Below are 26,482 nucleotides of genomic sequence, written 5' to 3' on the forward strand. Positions count from 1 at the left end.
CATTAATTGTAAAAAGAGGAAGGCTTCTGATTCGGAAGCCTTCCCTTTTTTCTTATGACAATACTTTCATCACGTTTTTGACAGATTCAACTGATTTACTCAGCTGCGCTTTTTCATAGTCTGTCAGTTCAAGCTCGATGATTTGCTCTAGGCCGTTTCCTCCGATAATCGTCGGTACGCCTAAGTAAATGCCTTCATGACCGTATTCGCCTTCTAAGTAAGCGATAGTCGGAAGCACGCGGCGCTGATCTTTCAAAATGGCTTCTACCATTTCAGTCAGTGATGCAGCAGGCGCGTAGTAGGCGCTTCCGTTGCCGAGAAGGTTGACGATTTCCCCGCCGCCTTTTCTTGTGCGTTCTACAATCGCATCAAGACGGTCTTTCGGGATAAGCGTTTCAAGCGGAATGCCGCCCGCATAGGAATAACGGACGAGTGGAACCATGTCGTCACCGTGTCCGCCAAGAACAAAACCGGTCACATCTTTTACAGACAGGTTTAATTCTTCAGCGACGAATGTTCTGAATCGCGCAGTGTCAAGCACTCCGGATTGTCCGATGACGCGTTCTTTCGGGAAGCCTGATTCTTTGTACACCGCATATGTCATCGCATCAACAGGGTTTGTCAATACAACGATAATGCAGTCAGGAGAATATTTCACGATCTCACGTGTGACGCTTCTCATGATTTTTTCGTTTGTAGATACGAGATCATCACGGCTCATGCCTGGTTTTCTCGCAATTCCGGCTGTGATGACGACGATATCAGAACCGGCTGTGTCCTCGTAGTTGGACGTGCCTGTGATTTTCGCGTCAAATCCTTGAACCGGACTTGCTTCAAGCATGTCTAGCGCTTTTCCTTTTGTCGGGTTTTCTAATTGCGGAATATCAACGAGCACAACGTCTGCAAGCTCTTTTTGAGCTGTAAGAAAGGCTGTTGTCGCTCCCGTAAATCCTGCTCCGATAACAGAAACTTTACTGCGTGTTTTTCCCATGATTCTCTTCTCCTTTTTTGGCTTCATTAGAAGTCTGCTTTAGGTTCAGTCCATGTTTTTGATTAGCTCTTCACCAAACTCTGAACATTTCACTTCAGTTGCACCGTCCATTAATCTAGCAAAATCGTACGTTACTACTTTTGAAGCAATCGTTTTTTCCATAGATTTAATGATCAAGTCAGCAGCCTCATTCCAGTTCAGGTGTTCAAGAAGAAGCACTCCTGAAAGGATGACGGATGACGGGTTGACTTTGTCAAGGCCGGCATATTTAGGAGCCGTTCCGTGAGTCGCTTCGAAAATCGCATGCCCTGTTTCATAGTTGATGTTCGCTCCCGGCGCGATTCCGATTCCGCCTACCTGAGCGGCAAGCGCATCAGAGATATAGTCTCCGTTTAAGTTCATTGTCGCCACGACGTCGAATTCGCTCGGACGGGTTAAGATCTGCTGAAGGAAAATATCAGCGATGCTGTCTTTGACGATGATTTTCCCTGCCGCTTCCGCGTCGCTCTGCGCTTTATCAGCCGCTTCTTTTCCGTCTTTTTCGACAATGCGGTCATATTCAGCCCAAGTGAATACTTTATCTCCGTATTCTCTTTCGGCAAGCTCGTAGCCCCAGTTTTTAAATGCCCCTTCAGTGAACTTCATGATGTTTCCTTTGTGGACAAGCGTGACAGACTTACGGCCGTTTTCGATCGCATACTCAATGGCAGCTCTGACTAAGCGGCTTGTGCCTTCTTCAGAAACAGGTTTGATGCCGATTCCTGACGTTTCAGGGAAACGGATTTTGTTAACACCCATTTCATTTTGCAGGAAGCTGATCAGCTTTTCAACCTCTTCAGAACCTTTCGCATACTCAATTCCGGCATAAATATCTTCCGTATTCTCGCGGAAAATGACCATATCCGTATCTTCAGGACGTTTGACCGGAGAAGGCACTCCCGTGAAATATCTGACAGGGCGCAGGCACGTAAACAAATCAAGCTCCTGTCTCAGCGCCACGTTCAGAGAACGGATACCGCCGCCGACCGGTGTCGTCAGAGGACCTTTGATGGCGATGAAGTACTCTCTGATGTCTTCCAGCGTTTCGGCAGGAAGCCACTCACCTGTTTTATTATAAGCCTTTTCACCGGCATAAACTTCTTTCCACGTGATTTTTTTCTCGCCTTTATATGCTTTTTCAACAGCGGCTTCCAATACTTTAGAAGCGGCGTTCCAAATATCAGGGCCTGTGCCGTCGCCTTCAATAAACGGGATAATCGGATTATTTGGTACGTTTAATACTCCATTAGAGACTGTAATTTTTTCACCTTGTGACACAATATTACCTCCCAGTATGTAATTCATATTTAGAAAACATTTTATTTTTCTTGTATAGAAAATAAAATGACTTTTCTCAAGATTCTATCAAAATTGTAAACCAATCCGGGCTTGATTAACAAGAGGCTAACGACATGAAAATCACCAGCCTCCCGTTTGATCAGGCTCTTTCATCAATCGGAACAAAAGTCTGCTTATCCGGACCCGTGTAATCAGCGCGCGGGCGGATGAGGCGGTTGTTATCGTACTGTTCAAGAATATGGGCGATCCATCCTGACATTCTGCTGATCGCAAAGATCGGCGTGAACAGATCGTGATCAATGCCGAGACTGTGGTATACAGATGCGGAATAGAAATCAACGTTAGGCGGGAGTTTTTTCTCCGACGTTACGATTTCTTCGACACGGATTGACATCTCGTACCATTTGCTTTCACCCGTCAGATTCGTCAGGCGTTTGCTCATTTCTTTTAAGTGTTTGGCGCGCGGGTCTCCATGCTTATACACACGGTGTCCGAAGCCCATTACTTTTTCCTTTTTCTCCATTTTGCTGCGGATATAAGGCTCGGCGTTTTCCACTTCGCCGATTTCTGTCAGCATTTTCATGACGGCTTCATTGGCTCCGCCGTGAAGCGGTCCTTTTAAAGCGCCGATGGCGGCAGTGATGCCTGAGTAAATATCAGATAAGGTGGCGACACATACTCTCGCCGTAAATGTTGATGCATTCAGCTCGTGATCCGCATGAAGAATGAGCGCTTTGTTAAACGCTTCCACTTCGATCGGAGAAGGCTCTTCACCGTTTAAGGTGTAAAGGAAGTTCTCCGCGATTCCATACTCTTCCTTCGGTTCAACAGGATCAAGTCCTTTGCGGATTCTTGAGAAAGCAGCGACAATGCCCGGCACTTTCGCCTGCAGACGGATGGCTTTTCTGTAGTTCGCTTCCGGATTCATGACATCGGCTTCACTGTCAGTCAGACCGAGTAATGAAATCGCCGTCCGGAGCGCAGCCATTGGATGTACGTTATTGAGGGGATAGGATTTGAAGTGCTCAATGATTTCTTGTGGAACGGCAGCTTCTTTCGCAAGCTGTTTTTTCAGTTCAGCAAGTTCCGTTTTATTCGGCAGGCGCAGATGCCACAGCAAATAAATGATTTCTTCAAAACTTGCATTCTCTGTCAAGTCGTCAATATCGTACCCTACATATGTAAGGGTATCGTCGATAATAGAGCTTACAGATGATGTTGTTGCTACAACCCCTTCAAGACCGCGTGTTGCTGTCATATTCAACCTCTCCTTTTCAATCAAAATTCCCCTTTAAAGAGTATATAAAACATACGGCTTACTTAAAATGAGTCATGCAAACAATCCCTTTCCCCTTTAAGAAAATGCTTACATTTCAATGATTGCGATTACATAACCAGTATGCTTATAGAGGAACATAACAAATTCTTATAAGCTTATTTAAGTTTAAGCCTATTCTTATTATAAACAATAATCTGATTAATTTGTAGACTTTTAACTAAAAATGTTTTAAAAGCCTTATATATCAAGGCTTTTCGTTGATAAATTTAATCGTTTGCTTTCAGGCGCTTTGTAAAACCATGTATTCTCATGTTTTCATTTGGGGGAGTTTTGGAGGAGTATAAAAGGACAACGCACCACTACCCGGGTTATTCACAAATGAACGCCAGAAAGAGCGCAAAAAAAAGCCCTGTCCGGGGCTTTTTTTATGTGCCTACTGGCCGCTCTGCTAATTTTAGAGTACCCACCGGGCGCTCTGTTATTTTAACATCTGATGATTCTTGATTAATCTTGACTGCAGCTAAACCACTTAACGCAACGAAGGTGAGAGCTGCACAAAGAATAATTTTTTTCAATTACAATCCCTCCAGGTGCCTCATTTTCTTCTCGGCTAAAATAGCATGTCTAGAAAATTCAAGCGCCTCTTTATAGAGTCCATGCTTCTCACAGTGTTCTGAAATAACCAAAGAAAGATCAAAGACGCTATCAAGGTCATTTACTTCATATAAGTAAGAAATACCACCTCGACAAGTTTCAATGCTTTTCCTCTGATCCTGCTGCAGAAGTCCGTAAATAATATTTATTTTAGCCTCATACACCTTATTCTCTTTTCGTTCAAAATATTCCTTTGTCTTTTTATAATAATATGGCATTTTATTTACATCCCCTATTTTATAAAGCTCTTTCAGAAACATATACAGGGAATTTATATAATAAACCGAGTCCCTCCACTCTTTATTTCTGATGGCTTTTTTCAAGGCATTTATACAGTCTTGGGAACGGTTTGCTGCAGAATATGTAATACTTAAATTATGGTGTATTAAAGCGGTGAAAAGTGAATCGTAAAGAACTCTCGAAATTCTGATTGCTTCTAAATAACTTTCCTCTGCTTTTTCGTAAATCCCTAAATCAGTGTAGTTTTGCCCGACAATCATAAGAGACGTGGCAAGCTTTCGTTTATAGCCTTCGTTCTCTCTATAAATTTGTACAGAGTCATTGATATAATTCAAAGAAATTAGACTCTGCCGCAGCATCATATACATAGACGCCACTTTCGAATAAAATTCAGCCCGCTCTATACAATCGGGTATATCTTTCAATTTTTTCTCTGCTATTTTGAACAAAGTAATTGCTTTCTCAAAATTCCTTTTGTGCGACTCATATAACGCTTCAAATAGAAAGAAATAATATTCAATCATATGATCTGTTTTTTTTATTTCATCAGCGTGGTTTTCATTAAAATATGAATGGGACGGCAGCTCTTTACCTCTCACCTGATACAAAAGCATTCTATGACGCTCTTCCAACAAAGAATAGTACATTAAAACCTCTTGATCTTCTTCCATTTCATCTAAAAGCGGTTTGATCTCTTCAAAATATTTCTCAGCAGACTCAGCGTCTTGTTGTTTTATCGCGATATACCAATCATTTAATATATTTGCAACTCTTTCAGAAGCCAGTTTACTCATACGATAAACCCCTCTTTCTACAAATATTCTAAATTTTCTCAAACAATATTCTAGCATACGTTTAGCATAATATGTAATATATAGGAATCATTTTCGACATACCGCAATTCTTATTTCGTTTTTACGCAATCAGAGGAAAGGGTAATTCAACCTATTTTTTAAAGTTCTAATCGAAGTCTAATAGTAAAAATAAACCAACCCAAAAGAACTGTTTTGCATTTAGACGTTTTGTTATGTATTTACTCTTGTTTTCATCATGGTAAAATTTTGAATAACATTTTATCGCGAAAGGATATGATCATGAAAATCTTTGAAGCAACCACCCTGCTTTCTGCCGCCAAACAACGCGCAACTGAATACAAAGAATTGCGCAGCCAAATGACGAACCTGAAAAATGCGTTCCAAGGCATGGCAGACCTGGGCGACAGCGATTTTTCGGGCAAAGGCGCCGACAACATCAAAGCTTTATTTCAAGATCATGCAGGCGTCACAGATGAATGGCTTGAATTAATTGATATGAAAATTGCGTTTCTCACAAGCATAGAAGCTATGATTGAAGATGCCGGCCTTTCAGACTCTTATGTGGAAGAATCTTTCCTTGAACATGAATTGACAAACGCACTTGATAAATCAAAAGCGATTATGCAAGAGCAGCGCAATGAAATGAAAGGTATCCTTGATGAAATCGCAGATATACTGCCGCTCGATCTCTTTTCAACAGATAACGCGGATCAAAAATTAGATGATTCTGATACAACAAAAAGAGATACAATACATAAAATTGGTGAGCTGGATAACAACCTTTCAAATGAATATGGGCTGTCAGAAGCTAATGAGGCGTTCATTATGGCAGATTTTCAGGCATTACAAGATGCGACAGGGAAAGGCAAAAACGCCACCCCGCTCAACTATAATGCCAAGGCGTACCGGGAAAGTGAAATCCATCAGATGCAAGCAGGATTACATAAACAATCATCGGAATATCTTTCGTTCAAAAAACAGCAGTCAGAAGAAAGAAGAATTGCGAAGGAACAGGAAGAGCTCGCGAACAGGCCTTGGTACGAAAAAACATGGGATGTTGTTTGTAATTTTACAGGAGAAGTTACTGGGTATTATGATTATAAAAGAGCGGCTGATGGAGTTGACCCAGTCACAGGTGAAAAACTCACTGCTGGTCAGCGAGTCGCAGCCGGGGGAATGGCAGCCGCTGGTTACATTCCAATTGTCGGGTGGGCCGGCCGCATCTTTAAAGGCGGAAAAGCAGTCTATTCAACTGGAAAAGCGATATACAAGGCTGATAAAGCGCTCGAAATATATAAAACTCCCAAAACCTTTCATGCATTGGAAAGTTCTCAAAAAGGGCTTTATGGCTTAGTCTCAGCAAATGGTTTAAGTGAAGGGATAACAGGCCGTGATATGTTTGGGAATAAGATTTCCAAAGAACAGCAGCATAACAGTATTAATGCAGCGCTTGCTGTTTTTATGCCTTTCGGGGCAAAGGGTTTTTCCGGTAAAACAGGCCTTAAAACTTCAACTTCAGTTAAAAACACAACTATTATTGTTAGCAGAAAAGGGGCTTTGAAAGAAGCTAAAAGAGACGCCGGTATACCACGTGCTCAGCATCCAGAGTCAATTAATCGAGTAGAAATGCGCACTGCTCCCCACGAAGGTAGCCGTGTAATTAAAGATAAAAATGGTAAGATCATATGGACGAGGGAGTACACTTTCACTAATAATAAAGGGGAAAAGATTATCATACAAGATCATAGTGCTGGCCATGAAAAAGGTGGTCAGGGTCCACACTTTAATGTTAGGCCGATTGATAACACTCGAACAGGAAAAGTTCCTGGCACAAAAGAACATTATCCTTTTAACAAATAATTTGAGGTGATTTTATGTGGTACACAAAGATTGAAGAGAGTCGTTTTTTAAATAGTTTATATAATGAGGTGCCAAATTTAGAAAATGTACGCATCGAAGGAATTTACATAAAGGAGGAAGGCAGAAAAGTAACATTACATTTTGACATGCCATTTTATGCAGAAAACCCTCCTAAGAAATGGGCTAATTTAGGATACAACTCAATTGCTCTTCAAATTGACTTTTTTGATATTCATTCTTTAGAAATGAAAACAACATCAGATACATACAGAGGAAACATCGAGATAAATAATGATGAAGAGGGATTATTAGAGGTTAATGTGACTGGGGAGATTACGGCAAAAATTAAAGCTGATGCAGGATTTATTCAATCAATAAATGGTTATATTAACGGAGCTATATAATTATGCTATATATACAAAAAAAGCCCCCTCTCAATGAGAGATGGGGCTTTTTATTATTCCAAAAGAGTTCTTAGTTTCATCTTTGTCTTTGGCCCATGAATGCCGTCAGCAGTCACGCCGTACATGGACTGGAATCGTTTGACTGCATTTGCTGATTTCGGGCCGTAAATATCTCAAACCGTTCATCAATTGAAACTGACTCATTTACTGATGTAAGTGAATTTAAATAAATTGCAGAAAAACCCTCCTCATCTCGAGAAGGGCTCTGACTTATACTTCTTTTTCTCTAAATCAGTCCGAAGAAACTAACTGATGCCGCTCAACTTTTTAATCGGAGGGCTTTATCGGGTTCTCCGACTATTTGCCCCTATGCTTTTCTTTTGCTTTTTGTTTTCTGATTAAATATTTTTGTTCCTTTATTTTTTCTCTTTGTTTTCTATTCAGTTGTTTTTTCTTTTCTTTTCTTGCTTCAAGCTCCTGTTTTATCGCTTTTTGTGCCTTAGTTGATATCCCGATATTTTTCATCTCTTTAGAAGCTTGTCGTTGCAATCTTTTTGGGTTTAATTTCTTAGATTTTGCTTTAACACAAACCCCTTCTTGTTCAGTGTGGGAGAGAGTCGGTAAAAGTTGATTATTAACAAAATGCATTATTTCTGAATCCTTTGGCTCTTGTCCAAACAAATGACGAATTGCTCTTAATTTCCCATCATTCACAACTTCAATGACTCCTACCCAAAACTGACCATCGTAGTAAACCGTTAATTTCATAACGATTCCCTCCTCCTAAATTTACTGAAGAATGATGGACATCCCGAGGAGGGGAAGGTTACTGACATTTTAAATCATGCATCCGGACTACCAACCGAATTGTGTTTTTTCATTCTCATTATAAATTTAACAAACTTTCAAATTGGAGGAAAGGGTCTCCGCTTATTTTAACAACACTTCAAGTTTTGTTTTGGTATCAGGCCCATAAATTCCATCAGCTTTTAATCCATTCATCAATTGGAATTACTGCAATCGCTGTTTTCACTCCATGTGCGCCGTCAATCCCGAAGTTCTTTGTTACATGGTAAGCCACTCCATTCATCGGAATAATGCAAATGGCATTTGTCTGAACTGCAAAATGCGCAAGTGCAAACTCTAATTTTCTCCACAAAAAAAAGCAGCTTTACGCCGCTTTTTTACTTTACGAAGTGAATATTTTTACGATTTGCATGGCCAAGTAGGCGATTCCGGCGCCGATTAACGGGCCGACGGCGACGCCTCCGAAAAGCGCGACGGCAAGTATCGTGCCGATGACCAGCGCCGTTGTAATATGAGGGTCGTTTTCCAATAAGGTGAGACCATTTTTGGCGATTAAGGCAACCGCGATCCCGGCACCGAGAGCGATCCACGCATAATATGATTTCATCGCTTCTCCAAGCTGTTTAAAACCGATATCACCTGTGGCAATCGGCACTAAAACGGCGATTGTAATGACGGTGACCCCCCAGTTGATGCCTTTTGACTGAATAACCGGAAACAGTTTCTGATCAAGACCGACAGCTTTTATCACAATGAGAAAGCCGACGGCAAAAAGCAATGACTGATTTTTGGCTACCAATGCGATGGCCAGCAATAATAGTAAAAATAAATTCGCCTGTGTAAACATCCTGAAAGCACCCTCTTTCATCATATCTGTATTCATATCCTTTTTTTTGACGAATAAACTAATGTAATAGGACGTGCCGACCGAGAGGAGGATCGATGTGAATCCGCACTATGCAACTGTTTTTTTCCGCGCGCTGTTTGTACTCGCTGCGGCCGGCGGCGCTTTAGCGGCCGGTTACGCCTCATTTCCGTTAACTTATCCGTTTCTGATCGCCCTTATTCTGTCATCAGCGATCATTCCCGTAGTTGACTGGCTGGACAAACTGACGGGGATGCCCAGGTCAGTCAATACAGTCATTGTACTGGTCTTCTTTTTGCTTATTCTTCTTGGCGCGGCGACATTTCTCGTTGCGGAAATCATTTCGGGAACCGCCTATCTGGCCAAAACGCTCCCTCCCCATATCAGCGCCTTTATGACGTATTGCGAAGAGCTGTTCACTTCCCGCATTCAGCCATTGTACCACGAGCTGACCGTCTTATTTAACGGACTGGAAACCAATCAGCAGGCATCCATTGTGACGCATATTCAGACCCTCGGTGATACAGCCGCTAAAAATGCGGGGCTGATGCTTTCACATCTTTTGGAGCTGGTGCCGAAATGGATCGCCTTCCTTCCCAATACAGCTGCTGTCTTCATTTTTGCAATGCTGGCGACTTTTTTTATGACAAAGGACTGGCATAAGCTGAAGGCGCTGCTTTATTCTATTCTTCCGGAACGGGTTTCAGCAAACGCCAAGGCCGTATCGGGAGAGCTGAAAAAAGCGATGGCAGGTTTCATTAAGGCGCAGGCCGTGCTCATCCTTTTCACGATGATCATTGTCTTTATCGGACTTTTTCTTTTAGGGATTGAGCATGCGGCAACCATCGCCTTTTTTATCGGCCTGGTGGACCTGCTCCCGTATCTCGGCGCCGGGTCGGTCTTTGTTCCCTGGATTATGTATTTAGCCATTGCCGGTCAGCTTCCTCAAGCGATCGGTCTCGGTGTTTTATATATTGTGGTTCTCATTCAGCGCCAGCTGACGGAGCCGAAAATTTTAAGCAAGTCAATCGGACTTGATCCGCTTGCGACCTTAATCGCCCTGTTTGCCGGTTTTAAACTGTTCGGAATTTTAGGACTGGCTGCGGGGCCCGCGCTGCTCGTTTTCATTCAGGCCTTTATCACAACGGGCGCTCTAAAAGAAATATGGGCCTATATTACTGTTCAGTCCAAATAAAAAACAGCAGCCCTGTAAGAAGGCTGCCGTTTTTATTTGATAATGATCCGCTTGTTTTTTGACATTCCTCTCAGCCATTTGAACAAAAGCGGCTTCATGCGGTTCCGAGTGAACGGAATCAGAAGACAGGCCCCTGCAATATCGGACAGAAAACCCGGAAGCATCAAAAGCAGGCCTCCGAAAAAGACGCATATTCCGTCAAAAAGCGCTTCCCCCGGCATTTTGCCGTGCTGCAGGTCGCGCATCACCCGATGATACACATCGGTTCCCTGTCTTTTTGCCACCAAGGCGCCTAACACGCCTGTCAAAATGATGAGAAGGAAGGTCGGAAAAATACCGAGCCATTTTCCCGCCAGCAGAAACAAACCGATTTCAATTGCCGGACACACGATAAACAGTAAGAATAACACTCTCATTTTTCTGCCCTCCTGCCCTTCTAAAAGCGCGTCACCGCCCGCATGGGAATAGAAAAATCAGCCTAAAGACAAAAGAGAAGGGAGAACCCCCCTCTCTTTTTTAAAGCTGTTTAAAGAACGCTTGCGCGGCCTTCATACACAGCGCCGCGGGCAGCGTCAACTGTGATAACCTGTCCTTCTGTTAAAACTGAAGTTGCGTTCTCAAGACCGACGATAACCGGAATGCCCAAGCTTAAACCGACAACGGCTGCATGGCTTGTCAGACCGCCTTCTTCAGTGATGAGCGCTGATGCTTTTTCAAGTGAAGCGATCATGTCGCGGTCAGTGCTTGAAGCAACCAATACTGCGCCGTCTGTCATTTTTTGTTCAGCTTCTTTCGCATTTTTTGCAACAACGACCGAACCGAATGCAGATTTGCGTCCGATGCCTTGCCCTTTTGCGATAATGCTGCCGACAGTGTGGACTTTCATCAGATTCGTCGTGCCTGATTCACCGACAGAACCTGCTGTAATGACAATCAGATCACCGCGTTTCACGATGCCGCTGTCAAGTGATTTTTGAACCGCGTCTTCAAGCATTTCATCGGTTGAATTCGCGTTTTGGCCGCTTGACGGGAATACACCGAATACAAGGCCGAGTTTGCGTGACACAGACTCATTAACCGTAACGGCTACAATCGGAGCCTGCGGACGGTATTTCGCGATCATACGCGCCGTATGGCCGCTTTCTGTAGGCGTAACGATAGCTGCCGCACTCAGATTGATCGCCGTGTGCGCAACTGATTGGCCGATCGCATCGGTAATCGTCATGCCGACCTGATCTCTGCGTTTAGACAGAATTTCTTTGTAGTTCAGAGATTCTTCCGTGCGTGTGGCGATGTTAAACATTGTTTGAACCGCCTCGACAGGATATTGTCCCGCAGCCGTCTCACCGGAAAGCATGATAGCGTCTGTGCCGTCGAAAATGGCGTTGGCAACGTCACTTGCTTCAGCGCGTGTCGGACGAGGGTTGCGCTGCATGCTGTCAAGCATTTGTGTCGCAGTAATAACCGGTTTGCCGAGCGCGTTGCATTTTTTGATCATTTCTTTTTGCACGAGCGGCACTTCTTCGGCCGGAATCTCTACGCCGAGGTCTCCGCGCGCTACCATTAAGCCGTCAGATACTTCCAGGATCGCATCCAGGTTGTCCACGCCTTCCTGGTTCTCGATCTTAGGAATGATTTGAATGTCAGACGCGTTATGCTCTTCAAGCAGTTCGCGGATTTCCAGGACATCCGTAGAACGGCGTACAAATGACGCAGCGATGAAATCAACGCCTTGCTCGATACCGAATACGATGTCTTTGGCGTCTTTTTCAGTAATTCCGGGAAGGTTGACGCTGACGCCGGGAACGTTTACGCCTTTTTTATTTTTCAGCGTGCCGCTGTTTAAGATTTTTGTTTTGATTTCGTGTTTTTCCGGATTTGATTCCAGCACTTCCAATCCGATTAAACCGTCATCCAACAGGATGATAGACCCTGCTGACACGTCGTCTGCCAGGCCTTCATAAGAAACTGAGAATTTTTCAAGCGTTCCCAGCACCTGTTTCGTAGAAACGATAATTTCATTTCCCGCCTGAAGCTCAAGCGCGCCGTTTTCCATATCGTGCGTGCGGATTTCCGGACCTTTCGTATCGAGGAGAATCCCCACGTTTTTGCCGAGCTTTTTGCTTGCTTCTCTGATGTTTTTGATTCTTGCGCCGTGCTCTTCGAAATCACCGTGTGAAAAATTCAGACGAGCAACGTTCATACCCGCTTCCATCAATTTTGTCAGCATTTCTACACTTTCACTGGCCGGACCGATTGTACAAACGATTTTTGTTTTTTTCAACTCGTTCACTTCCTTCTGAAATCTTCAGCTTCTTCCGCCTTAAATAGACAGTTCTTTTGAAAGCTGATACATGTTTGGTTCAACAGTATGTTTTGATTCTAAAATTTCTATAATATCATGGTCTACAAGCTTGTTGTTTTGTATACCTACGCAGCGTCCGCCTTTTCCTTTAAGCAGAAGCTCAACCGCGTAAGCGCCGAGGCGGCTTGCAAGAACCCGGTCAGAAGCGCTTGGAGATCCGCCGCGCTGGATGTGCCCTAAAACGGATACCCGTGTTTCAAGGTTCGTTTCTTCTTCGATGCGTTTTCCGAATTCAACCCCGCTGCCTACCCCTTCTGCAACGATGATGATACTGTGTTTTTTGCCGCGGTCGTGCCCTCTCTTCAAACGGCCGATAATTTCCTGCATATCGTAGTCCGCTTCAGGAATTAAAATTGATTCCGCTCCGCCCGCAAGACCTGCCCATAAAGCAATGTCGCCCGCATGGCGCCCCATCACTTCAATAACGTATGTACGCTCATGAGACGTAGCGGTGTCACGGATTTTATCAATCGCATCAATTACGGTATTTAGCGCCGTATCAAATCCGATCGTAAAATCAGTTCCCGGGATGTCATTATCTATCGTACCCGGTACACCCACACACGGAAACCCGTGTTCCGTTAATTTTTTCGCACCCATGTATGAACCGTCTCCGCCGATGACGACAAGACCTTCAATGCCGAGTTTCTTTAAATTTTCGATTCCTTTTTCACGGCCTTCAACTGTTTTGAATTCAGGACATCTGGCCGTGTACAGCTTTGTTCCGCCGCGGTGGATGATGTCACCGACCGAACCCAGCTCCAGTTTCTCTATTTTTCCGCTGATTAATCCTGAATAACCGTTATAAATTCCGTACACTTCGACGTCGTGGTAGATAGCTTTCCGCACAACCGCGCGCACCGCAGCGTTCATACCCGGGGAATCCCCGCCGCTCGTTAAAACTCCTATACGCTTCATTTCCTATTCACCTCAGCAACATATATATGTTAAACATATCATGATCATTGCCCTAAAACAATGAAAAGGGACGCCTGAGCTCCCATGAAACCTTACCTATTATACAATTAAATAAATTGTTTTTAAATAAAATTTAAGGAATATCACAAAAATCACAAAAAATAAACGTGAGCCATAGGCTTCACGTCTATTCAGTTTACCCCGATATATTGATCTTCAACCGAAACTTTCCCGATTGCTTTATATTTTTCATAGCGCTGTGAGATCAATTCTTCGGCGTTCATTTGAAAAAGAGATTTTAACGTTTCTTTAAGAATACCGTCAATGTAGCCCGCCTGCTGCTTGATATCATGGTGAGCTCCGCCCTTCACTTCTTTAATCATATCATCAATAATTCCTAATTCTAATAAATCGGGCGCAGTAATCTTCATGGTTTCGGCCGCTTTTTTCGCAAGGCTGGAGTCTTTCCACAAAATGGACGCGGCTCCTTCAGGAGAAATAACGGAATACGTCGAGTTCTCAAGCATCAGCATGCGGTTGCCCACACCTAAAGCAAGCGCGCCTCCGCTGCCGCCTTCCCCGATGACGATACAAACGACAGGCACTGTCAGGCCGGCCATCTCGAACAGGTTCTTGGCGATGGCTTCACTTTGTCCCCGTTCCTCCGCCGCTTTACCCGGGTACGCTCCCTTCGTGTCGATGAAGCAGATAATCGGGCGGTTGAACTTATCCGCCTGCTTCATGAGACGAAGCGCTTTGCGGTAGCCCTCAGGGTGAGGCATTCCGAAATTGCGGACGAGGTTTTCTTTCGTGTCTTTTCCGCGCTGATGACCGATGACGGTGACCGGCATGCCGTGATATTTGGCGACTCCGCCGACAATCGCAGCATCATCTCCGTATGTTCTGTCTCCGTGGCACTCAAAAAAGTCGGTAAACAGGTATTGAATGTAATCAAGCGTCGTCGGCCGGTCGGGAAGGCGTGCGATCTGCACTCTGTCCCACGGCTTCAGGTTTTTATAAATCTCATCCTGGAGCTTGCTGAGCCGGTCTTCAAGCCTTGCGATTTCAGCGCTTAAATCCATCTCCGAATCTTGGGTGAATTTTTTCAGTTCGGCGATTTTCGTCTGCAGTTCAATCACTGGTTTTTCAAATTCTAATCTTGCAGCCACTCATGCTCACCTCCTGTTTGGTGCATGTCCAGCAGAAATGCGAGTTTGTCTTTCATGTCGTTTCGGTGAATCACCGCATCAAGCTGGCCGTGCTTTAATAAAAATTCCGCCGTCTGGAAATCTTCCGGCAGTTTTTCCCCGATCGTCTGTTCAATAATACGTCTTCCGGCAAATCCGATCAAGGCGCCCGGTTCAGCGAAATTATAATCACCGAGAGACGCGAAACTGGCCGATACGCCGCCTGTCGTCGGATGGGTCATGACAGAAAGAATCAGTCCCTGTTCCTCACTGAACAGTTTTAATGCAGAACTTGTCTTGGCCATTTGCATAAGGCTTAAGACCCCCTCCTGCATACGTGCGCCGCCGGAAGCGGTAAAGATGATAAACGGGACTTTTTCCTCTTTTGCTTTTTCAATTGCAAGCGTGATTTTTTCGCCGACAACCGAACCCATGCTGCCCATTCGGAATGTTGAATCCATGATCGCGATCACGGCCGGGAATCCGCTGATGGTTCCTTTTCCGGTAACCACCGCTTCATTCAGCGATGTTTTCTCACGGTCTTTTTCGATTTTTTCTAAGTATCCCGGGAAACCGAGCGGGTTTTCAGATATCATTCCCTGGTTGAATTCTTCGAATGAATCTTCATCCAGGAGGCTTTCAATGCGCTGCTTTGCATTCATCGGGAAATGGTGCCCGCAGTTCATGCAGACGCGCAGGTTTTTATCTAACTCTTTTGTGAGCATGATTTTTTTACATTTGGGGCACTTTGTCATAATGCCTTCCGGAACATCATGTTTTGCCTGCTCAGACGGCACGGAAGCATATTTTTTCTTTTTTGTGAATATATCCTTTAACAAATGATTACCTCCCTTTTGTGAAGGGTTCTCTTCACTGCATGTCTTCCGATTAGATAGACTTAATAATAACTTTACCGAAACTATTGTACTTTTTTTGTCAAACGGTGTCATCCTCCATTCGACATTTTTTGCTGCAAAACAGACGGAAACGGACGGATTTCATACCGTAAAAAGCGTTGTTCAGCCTTATCTGTCAGCGTTTTCAAAAGAAATAAGGATTCTGCTGAAATTTTTTTAAGACCTGCCCTTAAAAAAATGCCAGCAGTCCGTATATTGAACAGCAGCGCGTTGTTTTTTTCCAACGCGCTGCCATTTCATTTTTGTGTTATTATTCGCCGATGACTGTGAGCTGTCTTGTTTTTTCAGCCACTTCCTCAGGATCGACCGTAATTCTGGCGACGCCCGTTTCCATCGCTGCTTTCGCAACAGCTTTCGCAACGGCAGGAGCCACACGTTTGTCAAATGGAGCCGGGATGACATAATCAGCGCTTAATTCTTCCTCTGAAACGAGGGAAGCAATCGCTTCAACCGCAGCAATTTTCATTTCTTCGTTGATGTGAGTCGCGCGAACGTCAAGCGCCCCGCGGAAAATTCCAGGGAATGCCAGAACGTTGTTGACCTGGTTCGGGAAATCAGAACGGCCTGTTCCGATTACGCTTGCGCCGGCTGCGCGCGCGTCTTCAGGCATGATTTCCGGATTCGGGTTGGCCATTGCGAAGATAATCGGATCTTTCGCCATGCTTTCCACCATTTCTTTCGTCAACGCGCCTTCGACTGATACGCCGATAAAGACGTCTGCATCTTTAATGACATCCTGCAGCGAACCGTCGTTGCGGTCTTGGTTTGTAAACTTCGCCACTTCGTTTTTCACTGCGTTCATGCCGGCCGGACGCCCTTCGTAAATCGCCCCTTTAGAGTCGCACATTACGATGTCGCGTACGCCGAAATGGTAAAGAAGCTTGATGATCGCGATGCCTGCCGCTCCCGCTCCGTTTGCCACAACTTTAATGGATGACATGGATTTTCCTGATAATTTCAGCGCGTTTACAAGTCCGGCAACGGTTACGATGGCAGTGCCGTGCTGATCATCGTGGAAAACCGGAATGTTTGTTTCTTTTTTCAGGCGCTCTTCGATAATGAAGCAGTTCGGCGCCGCAATATCTTCAAGGTTGACACCGCCGAATGTCGGTGCAAGCAGCTTCACAGTGTCAACGATTTTGTCCACATCGTTTGTGTCAAGCGCGATCGGGAATGCATCCACGCCCGCGAAACTTTTGAACAGCACCGCTTTCCCTTCCATGACCGGAAGTGAAGCTTCAGGCCCGATATTACCGAGACCGAGAACGGCTGATCCGTCTGTTACGACTGCTACCATGTTCCCCTTCATTGTATAATCATATACTTTATTTTTATCGTCATAAATCTCTTTACAAGGCTCAGCTACTCCGGGAGAGTAGGCAAGGCTTAAGTCGTCCGCGTTTCTGACTTCTACCTTTGCTTTTGATTCCAGCTTTCCTTGATTTACTTTGTGTAAATGTAACGCTTCTTCTCTTAATGACATTCTAAACACTCCTTTTAAGTACTTTGTTACATATTCTGCCGCATAGACTGGTACAATCGCTGGAGATGAAAAATTTCAGAATCTTTAAATAAGATAGCACAATTGTTTCGATTGTATAACAAAACGATTATTGTTACCACTATTTTAACACGACGTTTTCGCGGCCCAGCAGCTCTTTTAAACGGTATAACGCCTGATGGTCCGCCTGAATATGAAAAGTATCCGGCAGCCTGATCGTCTGCTTGTCTTTTTCATAATAAAGATAAACGCCGGTTTCCCCTTTATGCTCCAGTAAAATACGCTTCATCTTTTCCAAAAACTCCTGATTGTGCCGGCTGCCTTCGATTTTGATGTAAACAGACGGCGCTCTGTCTGCCTCCGTCTGCTCAAGAAGAGAGGCGGATGACATGATGAATTGTGTCTTCTCCTGACGCTCTTCCATTTTCCCGGCGGCGAATAAAAGCGCGCCTTCTTCTAACAGCGGAGACAGCCTTCTATATTGGTCAGGAAACACGACGGCTTCCATTTCTCCCGTTTCATCGCTTAATGTGAGAAACGCCATATGCTGACCTGTCTTTGTCCGAATCGTTTTGATGCCCGCGAGCAAAGCGCCGATTGACAGCTGCCCCTTCGGCATCTGCCGCGCTGCTGTGATCGCTTGGGCCCCCCGTTTTTTCAGGAGATCCCTGAAAGCAGACAAAGGATGGCTTGAGAAATAAACACCGAGAGCTTCTTTTTCGAACCGAAGCTTGTCCACGAGCGGAAATTCCTCAGCCTCTACATATTTTGGCTTAATGGAGAACGATTCTTCCAAAAACAATCCCATTTGGTCATCACCTGCACGAAAAAGTTCAGCGTGCTCTAAAGCCACATCAACGGAAGCCAGCAAGGCGGCGCGATTTTGATTGAATTCGTCCATGGCGCCAGAAAATATAAGGGCTTCGATGGTTTTCCGATTCACGCTTTTTGCAGGTACGCGAAAGCAGAAATCGAAAAGATCCTCGAACGGTTTATGTGTTCTTGCTTTATAAATATCTTTCACTGCCGAGACGCCTACGTTTTTAACGGCCCGCAAACTGTATCTGACGGCTCCGTTTTCCGGCGCAAACGGAAAACCGCTTTTGTTTATTGACGGCGGAAGGACTTGAATCCCGCTCCCCTTCGCTTCATGCAGATATTGCGATATTTTGTCCTCATTGCCGATGACGCTCGTCAACAGCCCGCACATAAAATATAACGGATAATGCGCCTTTAAATAGGCGAGCTGATAGCCGATCATGCTGTATGCGACAGCATGGCTTCTGTTGAATCCGTAGTTAGCGAATTTTACAATCAGATCGTAGACCTCGTTTGCAGTGACTACAGAATACTCCTTTTTTAAGCACCCTTCAACAAAATGGCTTCGCTCTCTGTCCAGAATGTCCTTTTGCTTTTTGCTGACAGCCCGTCTGAGCAGATCCGCTTCACCTAATGAAAACCCTGCCATGCGCGAGGCGATCATCATTATCTGTTCTTGATAGACGATGACGCCGTAAGTGTCACTGAGAATATTTCTTATGTCCTCGTGCGGCACTTCCACACGCGCCCGTCCGTGCTTCCGATCGATAAATAACGGAATATTTTCCATCGGTCCCGGCCTGTAAAGCGCGTTAACCGCGACAATGTCTTCCAGTCTTGACGGCTTCAGGCGCTTCAGCACGTTTCTCATTCCTGATGATTCCAGCTGGAAAATACCCGTCGTATCACCGTTTGACAATAGCGAGAATGTTTTTTCATCCTGATAAGAAATCTCGGAAAAATCAATTTTCGTATTCGTCTCTTTTTCAATCATCGTTTTAATGGATTCAATAAGCGTCAGGTTGCGCAAACCTAAAAAGTCCATTTTTAAAAGACCGAGATCTTCCAGATGATCCATCGCATACTGCGTTAAATATACGCCGTCATGCCCTTCTTGAAGAGGGACAACTTCAGAAAGCGGCTCTTTACTGAGAACGACCCCCGCCGCGTGTGTTGACGTGTGCCGCGGAAGACCTTCAATTTTCCTTGCGATCTGAAACACTTTATGAAGAACGGCGGATTCGGACAGCCGCCTGTTCAGCTGAGCGGACTGCCGCCTCGCCTCCTCAAGCGTCATTCCCGGTTTTGACGGAATCAGGCGGGCAAGCTGGTCGGCTTCTTTCGGGCTGATTCCGAACACTCTCCCGGTATCCCTTAACGCCGCCTTGGCGGCCAATGTCCCGAAGGTGATAATCTGGGCGACGTGCATGGCCCCGTACTTATTTTGTACATACTGAATGACCTCATCCCTTCTCGTATCAGGGAAATCGATATCAATATCCGGCATGCTGATCCGCTCGGGATTAAGAAACCTCTCAAACAGCAGAGAATGTTTAAGCGGATCCACGTCGGTAATGAAAAGGGAGTAAGCGACAAGCGAGCCTGCCGCGGACCCTCTTCCCGGACCTGTCACAATGCCCTTTTCATGCGCATACTTCATAAAGTCCCATACGATGAGAAAATAATCACTGAATTTCATGCGCCTGATGACGTCCAGCTCATATTCAAGCCGGCGGACAGCGCGCTCATCAGGAGTGCCGAAACGGAGGCGCAGCCCCTCATGACAGATCTCCGCCAAATAGTCATCGGCTGATTTGCCGTCCGGCGCCGGAAAAGACGGAAGCTGTGTCTGTCCGAGGCTGACATCGACCCGGCATTGCCGGGCGATACGCGCGGCTGCTTCAATCGCTTCCGGATGCCTCGTGTAAAGCTCTGCCATTTCTTCAGGCGTCCTCAAGTATAAGTCCGGCAGATTCCCGCTCTGATCCTCCCATTTCTCTCCGGCTTTAATAGCGCACAGACAGCGGTACGCATCTTGATCTTCTTTCTTGATATAACGGACATCCCCCGCAGCGCAGACAGCGATTTCCGTCTCGGCTGACAGGCGGAGAATCTCTTCTGATAACGTCTTATGTCCTTTAAACGGCTGGTACCCTAAATAAAAACGGCCGTCTCCGAACAGCTCCCGGAATCCTTCGGCAGCCCGGACCGCTTCTTCAAACTTCCCGGCTTGAAGCAGGCTTTCAATGTACCCGTTTTCACCGGGCGTAATGGCGATCAGCCCCTCATGATAGCTCTTCATCCATTTTCGCTTCATGCCGCCCTTTGCCATGGATTGCAGCGCACTTGAGATTTTCACCAGGTTCTGATAACCGGTGTTTGTCTCCGCTAAAAGAATGAGCGGGTGTGCTTCAAGCTCCGTATCGTCCGTGTATATAGAAGCCGTCAGACCGATAATCGGCTTAATTCCGTTTGATTTGCATGCTTTATAAAACTCAATGGCGCCGTACATCACATTTTCGTCCGTCAGCGCCAATGATGAATATCCGAGTTCCTTCGCTTGTGCAACAAGCTCTTTTACAGAAGCGGCGCTGTTTAACAGACTGTAGCCGCTATGTACTTGCAGGTGAACAAAAGACAATGCCGCCACTCCTTTCCCATACGTTCATTTTGCCTTTCTACATTATAAGACGGGTTTTCTTAAGAAACAAATGTTCTTTTTTGACTCATCATCATACTTGTCCGTTTCGCTCAATATGATAGAAAAGTGAGGTGGTGTATATATGGATCAAGAAGCCGGATTTATGGCGAATTTCATCAGCAGTTATTTTATCGCCCTCGGTGTGTTGCTCGGCGGCGCGCTGATCGGCGGCCTCGGAGCTTATTTATCAGGCGAGCCTCCGCTGACGGCGATCACAAAATTGGCGAACAGGCTGAAGATCTGGGCGCTTGTCGCGGCCATCGGGGGAACATTTGACGCGGTATACAGTTTCGAGCGGGGGCTGTGGGAAGGCAACACGCGCGACATCTTCAAACAGCTTCTTTTAATTATTTCAGCAATGGGCGGCGCGCAGACCGGCTGGCTGATTATTTCATGGCTGACCCAGGAGAATATGTCATCATGAGAATTCCCGAGTATTATAAAAAACCGGGATGGCAGCGTTTTTTTGCGGGAATGATGTGCGGAGCCATCGTCAGCTGGCTGTTCTTTCTGTTTACATACGGAACGTTTCAGGAAGAACAGGTGACGTTAATTGAAAAGCAGCGGGAGCACGCGCGGGATTTAAAAAACCAAATCTCCATCTATCAGAAAGATCTTCATAAATTAAATGAGGATAATAAGCAAAGGCTGCTCATCCAAAGTGTTGATGTGAAGCTGATCAATGGGGAAAAATACAGAATCGCCCAGCCTGACAAGATGAAATTTGAGGAACAAGTGAAAGATAATATTTCTGAAGTCATCACAAAGGATATTGAAAGCGTGTATAAAACAAAGGAGCTTTTAAAACGGACGATCGAAAACAAAATATACACCATAAATGAGAAGGAATTTAAAGCTGAAGTAAAGGAACTGACGATTTATACGAGATTGTCTGTCGAAATTCATATTTCTTTTGCGACGTAATTATGTCATTTTTAAAAATTTTCCATAGATCTGTCGCTTTTTTCTCCGCTTTTTTATAAACTGTAGATGAGACATTTTCAATGATTCTGAAGGGAGGAAGGGAAAATGGAGGTTTTTAGTGAACGACGCTTGGCAAAAGATCATGCAGCCCGAATCAGACAAGGCTATTCCGCATATGCAGAAACAAACACACTCGCTTCCCTCATAAAAAAAGAACTCCAAATCTGTAATCTCCGCGTCTACGAAGACCTGACTGAATTCGGCTGCTGGTTCATCCCCGTGACAGATGAACACTAAGAAAGAGGGTCTCCCCTCTACTTGTGTTCGTTACATATCTCTTCCAGATCAGCAAGAATCTGATCGGTTTCATCCCAGCTGAAGATGGATGCGCCGGCCGCAAGCGGATGTCCGCCGCCATTGTATTTCCGGGCAATTCCGTTGATGACCGGACCTTTTGAACGGAACCGGACTCTGATTTGATCGTCTTCTTCTACGAAAAACACCCAAGCGCGGATACCCGAAATATTTCCGAGTGTTCCGACAAGCTGCGACGCTTCAGAAGCGGTGGTTCCATATGTCTCCAAAATGTCTTTTTTAATGAAAACGGAAGCGACGCCGTTTTCAGACAGTGACACATTTTGATAAATAAAGCCGTTAAGCTTCACCACATTTAATTTTGTTTCATACAATTGATTGAACAGCTCTGACGATGAAAATGGGAACTCAATGAGCTCTCCCGCGTATTTTAATGTCTTTTTTGTGGTGTTCGGGAATAAGAAGCGCCCCGTATCACCGACGATACCCGCGTAGATCAGCTCAGCTGCTTTCGTATTCAGTTTCCAGCCGTGCTGCTTTCCTTCCAGGTACAGCTCATAGATCATTTCGCTTACGGAGCTTGCATTCGTATCGACCCATAACAGATCGCCATACGGATCTTCATTTGGATGGTGGTCTATTTTCATGAGCTTTGCGCCGGAATGGTAGCGCTGATCGTCGACCCTGCCTTGGTTTGCGGTGTCGCACACGATGACAAGAGCATCTTTATAGGTTTCGTCATCCACCTCATCGAGGGAATATAAAAAAGACAAGGACGGCTCAGGCTGTCCGACGGCAAAAATATTTTTTTCGGGATACGTTTCCCGCAGGATTTCCGTAAGGCCGCACTGTGAACCGTAGGCGTCCGGGTCAGGCCTCACATGTCTATGTAAGATAATGGTGTCATATAATGATATGGTTCTGATCAGTTCGGATTTCATCGTTTTCTCCTTTTCGTTTTTATTCATTTAATCATACTCTTTATCCATGGAAAAGGAAAATCTTTCAGCAACGGTATAAACGGTTTTGCAAACTCATATAATGGAGGATTTCATTTATGCTGGTTTTTGTTTTTCTCATCGGGCTTTCTGCCTGCTTTTACGTGTATTACAAAGTAAAAGGAATCCAGACGAAACGGGCGCTGGAGAAGGAATGTTTTTCGGCTAAATCAAGTATGGCATTAGGCGCGCTGGTGCTTTTGTATGGAGTAAACCAAATGATTCTGTTTCACTCCGTCCTGACCCTGGTCATCGGCGGCGTCTTCATTTTAATCGGAGCAGGCAGCGCATGGGCCGGGTATAGAGCCTATAAGCATTATGAGCCCATCCATGCAAAGGAAGCGGAGAGGGACCACGCATAATTAATGCAAAGGGACCCGGGTGCGTCCCTTAACTTCTCTCCATCAGCTGCACCATGAGCATCGCTTTTGAAACGATGCCGCTTTGGCTTGACACTTCCACTTCCATTTTCCCGAATTTCCGGCCCGCCTCTAAAATGCGCGGTTTCACTTCAATGACCGACTCCATCTGTACGGGCTTCAGGAAGAAAATCGTAATGCTTTCAATGACCAGCTCGCCGCGTTTGCGGGAGCGTAAAAATCGGCTGGCGGCCTGGGTTAAAATCGTCGTAAACACCCCGTAAGAAATCGTGCCGAGCTGATTGGTCATTTGCGGCGTGACTTCATATTGATAAACGGCCGGCGTTTTGTCATCTTCCTCTTCTTTAAATCCCCTTGAAACAATATCATCCAGCTTTTCACCGACCTGAGGCTGCTTTTGAACCATTTGAAGCGCTTTTAAGACATCCTGGCGGCTGATCATTCCGATCAGTTTGTGATGCCCGTCTGTCACCGGAAGCACTTCAATTCCTTCCCAAACCATCATTTGAGCCGCTGAGGCGACAGATGTTTTCCCGATCACCGTGACAGGGTTTTTGGTCATTACTTTTTCAATCGGAACTGACCGGTCATGCCCCGCGATATCTTTCGATGTGAGGATTCCGTGGATTTTCATCTGCTGATCGATAACCGGGAAGCGGCCGTGTCCGGTTTCATAGTTCTTTTCGTACCATTTCTCCAGCTTATCCTTAGGGGACAGCGTCACTGTCCGATCTGCGGGCGTCAAAATGTCTTCCACGAGCACAATCTCTTTTTTTATGAGCTGATCATAGATCGCCCGGTTGATCATCGCGGCTACCGTAAAGGTATCGTAGCTCGTGGAGAGAATCGGAAGCTCAAGCATATCAGCCAGCTCGATAATGCTGTCGTCGGTGTTAAACCCTCCTGTTACCAAAACAGCCGCGCCCGCTTCAAGCGCCTGGCGGTGGGCGTTGATTCGGTTCCCGACGATTAACAGGTTCCCCGCCGCCGTGTAACGCATCATCGCGTCAAGCTCCATCGCGCCGATCACAAACTTATTCAACGTTTTATGCAGACCGGCTTTTCCGCCGAGCACCTGGCCGTCTATCACATTGACGACCTCGGCGTATGTCAGCTTTTCAATATTTTCTTTTTTCTTCTGTTCAATCCGGATGGTCCCCACACGTTCAATAGTGGAAACGAATCCTTTGTTTTCGGCTTCCTTAATGGCTCTGTAAGCCGTTCCTTCACTGACTTTCATTTCTTTCGCAATTCTTCTGACCGAAATTTTTTCACCGACAGGAAGCGAATCTATGTATGATAGGATTTGTTCATGCTTTGTTGCCAAGCGTTTCACCTCTAAGGACAGTCTTCTGCTTTTATTATAAGGGTACGGGGGATTCATTCGCAATGAGACGCCCGAAAAAAGGCGGCATCACAAAAAGACCTTCTGAATGCTTGATTCAGAAGGTCTTTGACACATATGTCAGGCAAGCTCAATGGTCTCGCCGGCCGCCATGACTTTGCCGACGCCTCCGGGCAGACTTTCGGCGAAAGCGTCAGGGTCCTGTTCAATGACAGGAAATGTATTGTAATGAACGGGAACGACCTGTTTCGCTCTCAGCCATTCAGCCGCGAGTTTTGCATCTTCAGGGCCCATGGTGAAGTTATCACCGATCGGCAGAAACGCCAGGTCAATGTGATTCAGTTCCCCGATCAGTTTCATATCTGAGAACAGCGCCGTGTCTCCGGCGTGGAAAATCGTTTTGCCGTCAATCGTCAATAAAATCCCGGCAGGCATCCCCGTGTACGTAATGGTTTTGTTTTCTTCATCAGTGACCGCCGATCCGTGGAATGCCTGTGTCAGTTTCACTTTGCCGAAATCAAATTGGCGCGCCCCGCCGATATGCATCGGGTGGACGTTTAAACCTTTAAAGCCGAGATAAACGGCAAGCTCGTTCGGCGCAATGACGAGCGCATCGTTTTGTTTGGCGATCTGCTCTGTATCTCCGACATGGTCATTGTGTCCGTGAGTAAGCAGGATGACATCCGCTTTCACTTCTTCCGGTTTCAAATTTGTCAGACTGTTTCCGGTCAGAAACGGATCAAAAATAATGTTATGGGTTTTCGTTTCCACTTGAATGACAGAATGTCCGTGATAAGTCACTTTCATCGTTTTCACCTCATAAAAAATTAATATTTATCAAGTTCCCTTTTTGACAAACGAAAAAACTTACAGGGATTGATGCCTGTTAATCACATTCAGCCCGCCTGTTGCTTCAATGACCGTTCCGGTTACAAGATCGGAATCTTCCTCACATAAAAAGGCGATGATTCTCGCAATATCCTCTCCGGTTCCGGACCTGCCGATCGGCGTCTTTTCTTTGCCGATTTTCCGTCTTGCTTCCTCTATAGACGCTTCTTTCATATCTCCTACAATATCACCCGGGCAGACCATATTGGCCGTAATGCCTGATTCGGCTTCTTCAATCGCAATGGTTTTCGTTAACGAAGCCAATCCGACTTTAGCCGCTCCGAAAGCGGAACGGTGAAGCCAGCCGGGGGCATGGTCCGCTCCTTGAAAACCGTATGTAATAATCCGGCCGAACCGCTGCTGTCTCATGACCGGGATAACCGCTTTAAACAGATGGAAAACGGCGCTTAAATTCCCTTCAAGCATGTCATACCATTCGTCATCGGAGTAATCGGCTAGCTTTTTGCGCTCAAATATGTACGGCCCGGCATTGTTAATCAGTATGTCAATCCTTCCAAACCGCTGAAGGGCTGCATCGGCGATCCGAATGAGATCTTCTTTCCGGGTTACATCGCCCTTAACGAATTGCAATCTGTCATGGCACCCGGGATAATCCGCCTTCAGACAGGCGACCGCTTCTTCGTCTTGTCTGTAATTCACTGTGACAGAAAAGCCTTTTTCCAGAAGCATTTCAGTCACTTTTCGGCCCAATCCCTTTGTACCGGCAGTGATTAGAGCATGTCGCACATTGAATACCCTCCCCAGGCAACGTTGCC

At 45.5% G+C, this 26,482-nt stretch carries 25 protein-coding genes and 2 pseudogenes; 7 read left to right on the forward strand and 20 right to left on the reverse strand.

Annotated elements, in window-relative coordinates; all coding sequences use genetic code 11:
• Window positions 1–52: 52 nt before the first annotated feature.
• The 5 genes from mdh to NYE50_RS15430 all read right to left on the reverse strand — a co-directional run bounded on the left by mdh (window position 53) and on the right by NYE50_RS15430 (window position 5,296).
• Window positions 53–991: a malate dehydrogenase gene (gene mdh, locus NYE50_RS15410; protein WP_003152455.1), complete on the reverse strand. Its 939-nt coding sequence runs from the start codon at window positions 989–991 to the stop codon at window positions 53–55.
• A gap of 45 nt (window positions 992–1,036) precedes the next feature.
• Entirely contained in the window at window positions 1,037–2,308 is a 1,272-nt protein-coding gene (gene icd, locus NYE50_RS15415; protein WP_007408075.1) for an NADP-dependent isocitrate dehydrogenase, read from the reverse strand.
• Between the two features lie 160 nt (window positions 2,309–2,468).
• Entirely contained in the window at window positions 2,469–3,587 is a 1,119-nt protein-coding gene (citZ, locus tag NYE50_RS15420; protein WP_017418343.1) for a citrate synthase, read from the reverse strand.
• A 446-nt stretch (window positions 3,588–4,033) separates the two neighbouring features.
• Entirely contained in the window at window positions 4,034–4,183 is a 150-nt protein-coding gene (locus tag NYE50_RS15425; protein WP_162988637.1) for a PhrK family phosphatase-inhibitory pheromone, read from the reverse strand.
• Complete coding sequence (locus tag NYE50_RS15430) at window positions 4,184–5,296, reverse strand: response regulator aspartate phosphatase (protein ID WP_159354459.1); 1,113 nt, start codon at window positions 5,294–5,296, stop codon at window positions 4,184–4,186.
• Between the two features lie 300 nt (window positions 5,297–5,596).
• On the opposite strand from NYE50_RS15430, the gene NYE50_RS15435 reads away from it, so the two are divergent.
• The gene (locus NYE50_RS15435) at window positions 5,597–7,177 is read left to right on the forward strand and encodes a T7SS effector LXG polymorphic toxin (RefSeq protein WP_129091456.1); all 1,581 of its coding nucleotides are present in this window, start codon (window positions 5,597–5,599) and stop codon (window positions 7,175–7,177) included.
• A 14-nt stretch (window positions 7,178–7,191) separates the two neighbouring features.
• Complete coding sequence (locus NYE50_RS15440) at window positions 7,192–7,581, forward strand: Imm50 family immunity protein (RefSeq protein ID WP_129091455.1); 390 nt, start codon at window positions 7,192–7,194, stop codon at window positions 7,579–7,581.
• A gap of 53 nt (window positions 7,582–7,634) precedes the next feature.
• Here NYE50_RS15440 and NYE50_RS15445 read toward each other — a convergent pair.
• From NYE50_RS15445 to NYE50_RS15460, 4 genes and pseudogenes are all read right to left on the reverse strand, one after another.
• Window positions 7,635–7,748, reverse strand: a pseudogene (locus NYE50_RS15445) (peptidoglycan-binding domain-containing protein); the annotation flags it as partial.
• Window positions 7,749–7,938: 190 nt separating this feature from the next.
• Window positions 7,939–8,349, reverse strand: coding sequence for a YjdF family protein (locus tag NYE50_RS15450; RefSeq protein ID WP_017418345.1), 411 nt, complete (start codon window positions 8,347–8,349; stop codon window positions 7,939–7,941).
• A gap of 162 nt (window positions 8,350–8,511) precedes the next feature.
• Window positions 8,512–8,644 (reverse strand): annotated as a pseudogene (locus NYE50_RS15455) (peptidoglycan-binding domain-containing protein); the annotation flags it as partial.
• A 126-nt stretch (window positions 8,645–8,770) separates the two neighbouring features.
• Entirely contained in the window at window positions 8,771–9,235 is a 465-nt protein-coding gene (locus NYE50_RS15460) for a DUF441 domain-containing protein (protein ID WP_003152447.1), read from the reverse strand.
• A 97-nt stretch (window positions 9,236–9,332) separates the two neighbouring features.
• Between NYE50_RS15460 and ytvI the strand changes: the two genes are divergently transcribed.
• A complete protein-coding gene (gene ytvI, locus NYE50_RS15465; RefSeq protein WP_012118167.1) occupies window positions 9,333–10,448 on the forward strand; it encodes a sporulation integral membrane protein YtvI in 1,116 nt (371 codons plus the stop codon).
• Between the two features lie 32 nt (window positions 10,449–10,480).
• Here ytvI and NYE50_RS15470 read toward each other — a convergent pair whose 3' ends face one another.
• The 7 genes from NYE50_RS15470 to dnaE all read right to left on the reverse strand — a co-directional run bounded on the left by NYE50_RS15470 (window position 10,481) and on the right by dnaE (window position 20,796).
• Entirely contained in the window at window positions 10,481–10,864 is a 384-nt protein-coding gene (locus NYE50_RS15470) for an FxsA family protein (RefSeq protein ID WP_100261944.1), read from the reverse strand.
• A 110-nt stretch (window positions 10,865–10,974) separates the two neighbouring features.
• Window positions 10,975–12,732: a pyruvate kinase gene (gene pyk / locus NYE50_RS15475; RefSeq protein WP_224988351.1), complete on the reverse strand. Its 1,758-nt coding sequence runs from the start codon at window positions 12,730–12,732 to the stop codon at window positions 10,975–10,977.
• 39 nt (window positions 12,733–12,771) lie between these two features.
• The gene (gene pfkA / locus NYE50_RS15480; RefSeq protein WP_007408068.1) at window positions 12,772–13,731 is read right to left on the reverse strand and encodes a 6-phosphofructokinase; all 960 of its coding nucleotides are present in this window, start codon (window positions 13,729–13,731) and stop codon (window positions 12,772–12,774) included.
• A gap of 191 nt (window positions 13,732–13,922) precedes the next feature.
• Window positions 13,923–14,900, reverse strand: a complete 978-nt coding sequence (accA, locus tag NYE50_RS15485; RefSeq protein WP_224988349.1) for an acetyl-CoA carboxylase carboxyl transferase subunit alpha — start codon at window positions 14,898–14,900, stop codon at window positions 13,923–13,925.
• Window positions 14,885–15,757 carry an acetyl-CoA carboxylase, carboxyltransferase subunit beta gene (gene accD / locus NYE50_RS15490; protein WP_224988347.1) on the reverse strand — a complete coding sequence of 291 codons (873 nt, stop codon included), beginning with the start codon at window positions 15,755–15,757 and terminating at the stop codon, window positions 14,885–14,887. Before accD ends, accA begins: the two co-directional genes overlap by 16 nt.
• A gap of 328 nt (window positions 15,758–16,085) precedes the next feature.
• Entirely contained in the window at window positions 16,086–17,318 is a 1,233-nt protein-coding gene (locus NYE50_RS15495; protein ID WP_044801570.1) for an NAD(P)-dependent malic enzyme, read from the reverse strand.
• Between the two features lie 139 nt (window positions 17,319–17,457).
• Complete coding sequence (gene dnaE / locus NYE50_RS15500) at window positions 17,458–20,796, reverse strand: DNA polymerase III subunit alpha (RefSeq protein WP_224988345.1); 3,339 nt, start codon at window positions 20,794–20,796, stop codon at window positions 17,458–17,460.
• Between the two features lie 142 nt (window positions 20,797–20,938).
• Between dnaE and NYE50_RS15505 the strand changes: the two genes are divergently transcribed.
• The 3 genes from NYE50_RS15505 (at window position 20,939) to NYE50_RS15515 (ending at window position 22,077) form a co-directional block, all read left to right on the forward strand.
• Window positions 20,939–21,280 carry a YtrH family sporulation protein gene (locus NYE50_RS15505; RefSeq protein WP_017418353.1) on the forward strand — a complete coding sequence of 114 codons (342 nt, stop codon included), beginning with the start codon at window positions 20,939–20,941 and terminating at the stop codon, window positions 21,278–21,280.
• Window positions 21,277–21,780 carry a sporulation membrane protein YtrI gene (gene ytrI, locus NYE50_RS15510; RefSeq protein WP_007408062.1) on the forward strand — a complete coding sequence of 168 codons (504 nt, stop codon included), beginning with the start codon at window positions 21,277–21,279 and terminating at the stop codon, window positions 21,778–21,780. Before NYE50_RS15505 ends, ytrI begins: the two co-directional genes overlap by 4 nt.
• Window positions 21,781–21,885: 105 nt before the next feature.
• Window positions 21,886–22,077, forward strand: a complete 192-nt coding sequence (locus NYE50_RS15515) for a hypothetical protein (RefSeq protein WP_017418354.1) — start codon at window positions 21,886–21,888, stop codon at window positions 22,075–22,077.
• Between the two features lie 17 nt (window positions 22,078–22,094).
• Here NYE50_RS15515 and NYE50_RS15520 read toward each other — a convergent pair whose 3' ends face one another.
• Window positions 22,095–23,036, reverse strand: coding sequence for a DHH family phosphoesterase (locus NYE50_RS15520; protein ID WP_014418624.1), 942 nt, complete (start codon window positions 23,034–23,036; stop codon window positions 22,095–22,097).
• A 116-nt stretch (window positions 23,037–23,152) separates the two neighbouring features.
• On the opposite strand from NYE50_RS15520, the gene NYE50_RS15525 reads away from it, so the two are divergent.
• Window positions 23,153–23,455, forward strand: a complete 303-nt coding sequence (locus NYE50_RS15525) for a YtpI family protein (RefSeq protein ID WP_014418625.1) — start codon at window positions 23,153–23,155, stop codon at window positions 23,453–23,455.
• Window positions 23,456–23,483: 28 nt separating this feature from the next.
• On the opposite strand, the gene NYE50_RS15530 is transcribed toward NYE50_RS15525, so the two are convergent.
• The 3 genes from NYE50_RS15530 to NYE50_RS15540 form a co-directional block, all read right to left on the reverse strand.
• The gene (locus tag NYE50_RS15530) at window positions 23,484–24,800 is read right to left on the reverse strand and encodes a CBS domain-containing protein (protein ID WP_007408058.1); all 1,317 of its coding nucleotides are present in this window, start codon (window positions 24,798–24,800) and stop codon (window positions 23,484–23,486) included.
• A 138-nt stretch (window positions 24,801–24,938) separates the two neighbouring features.
• Window positions 24,939–25,625: a metal-dependent hydrolase gene (locus NYE50_RS15535; protein WP_151296228.1), complete on the reverse strand. Its 687-nt coding sequence runs from the start codon at window positions 25,623–25,625 to the stop codon at window positions 24,939–24,941.
• A gap of 60 nt (window positions 25,626–25,685) precedes the next feature.
• Complete coding sequence (locus NYE50_RS15540; protein WP_095272590.1) at window positions 25,686–26,453, reverse strand: SDR family oxidoreductase; 768 nt, start codon at window positions 26,451–26,453, stop codon at window positions 25,686–25,688.
• Window positions 26,454–26,482 lie beyond the last annotated feature (29 nt).

It is taken from the genome of Bacillus sp. EU55 (assembly GCF_038005925.1).
In the GTDB taxonomy this organism is placed as follows: Bacteria; Bacillota; Bacilli; order Bacillales; family Bacillaceae; genus Bacillus; species Bacillus velezensis.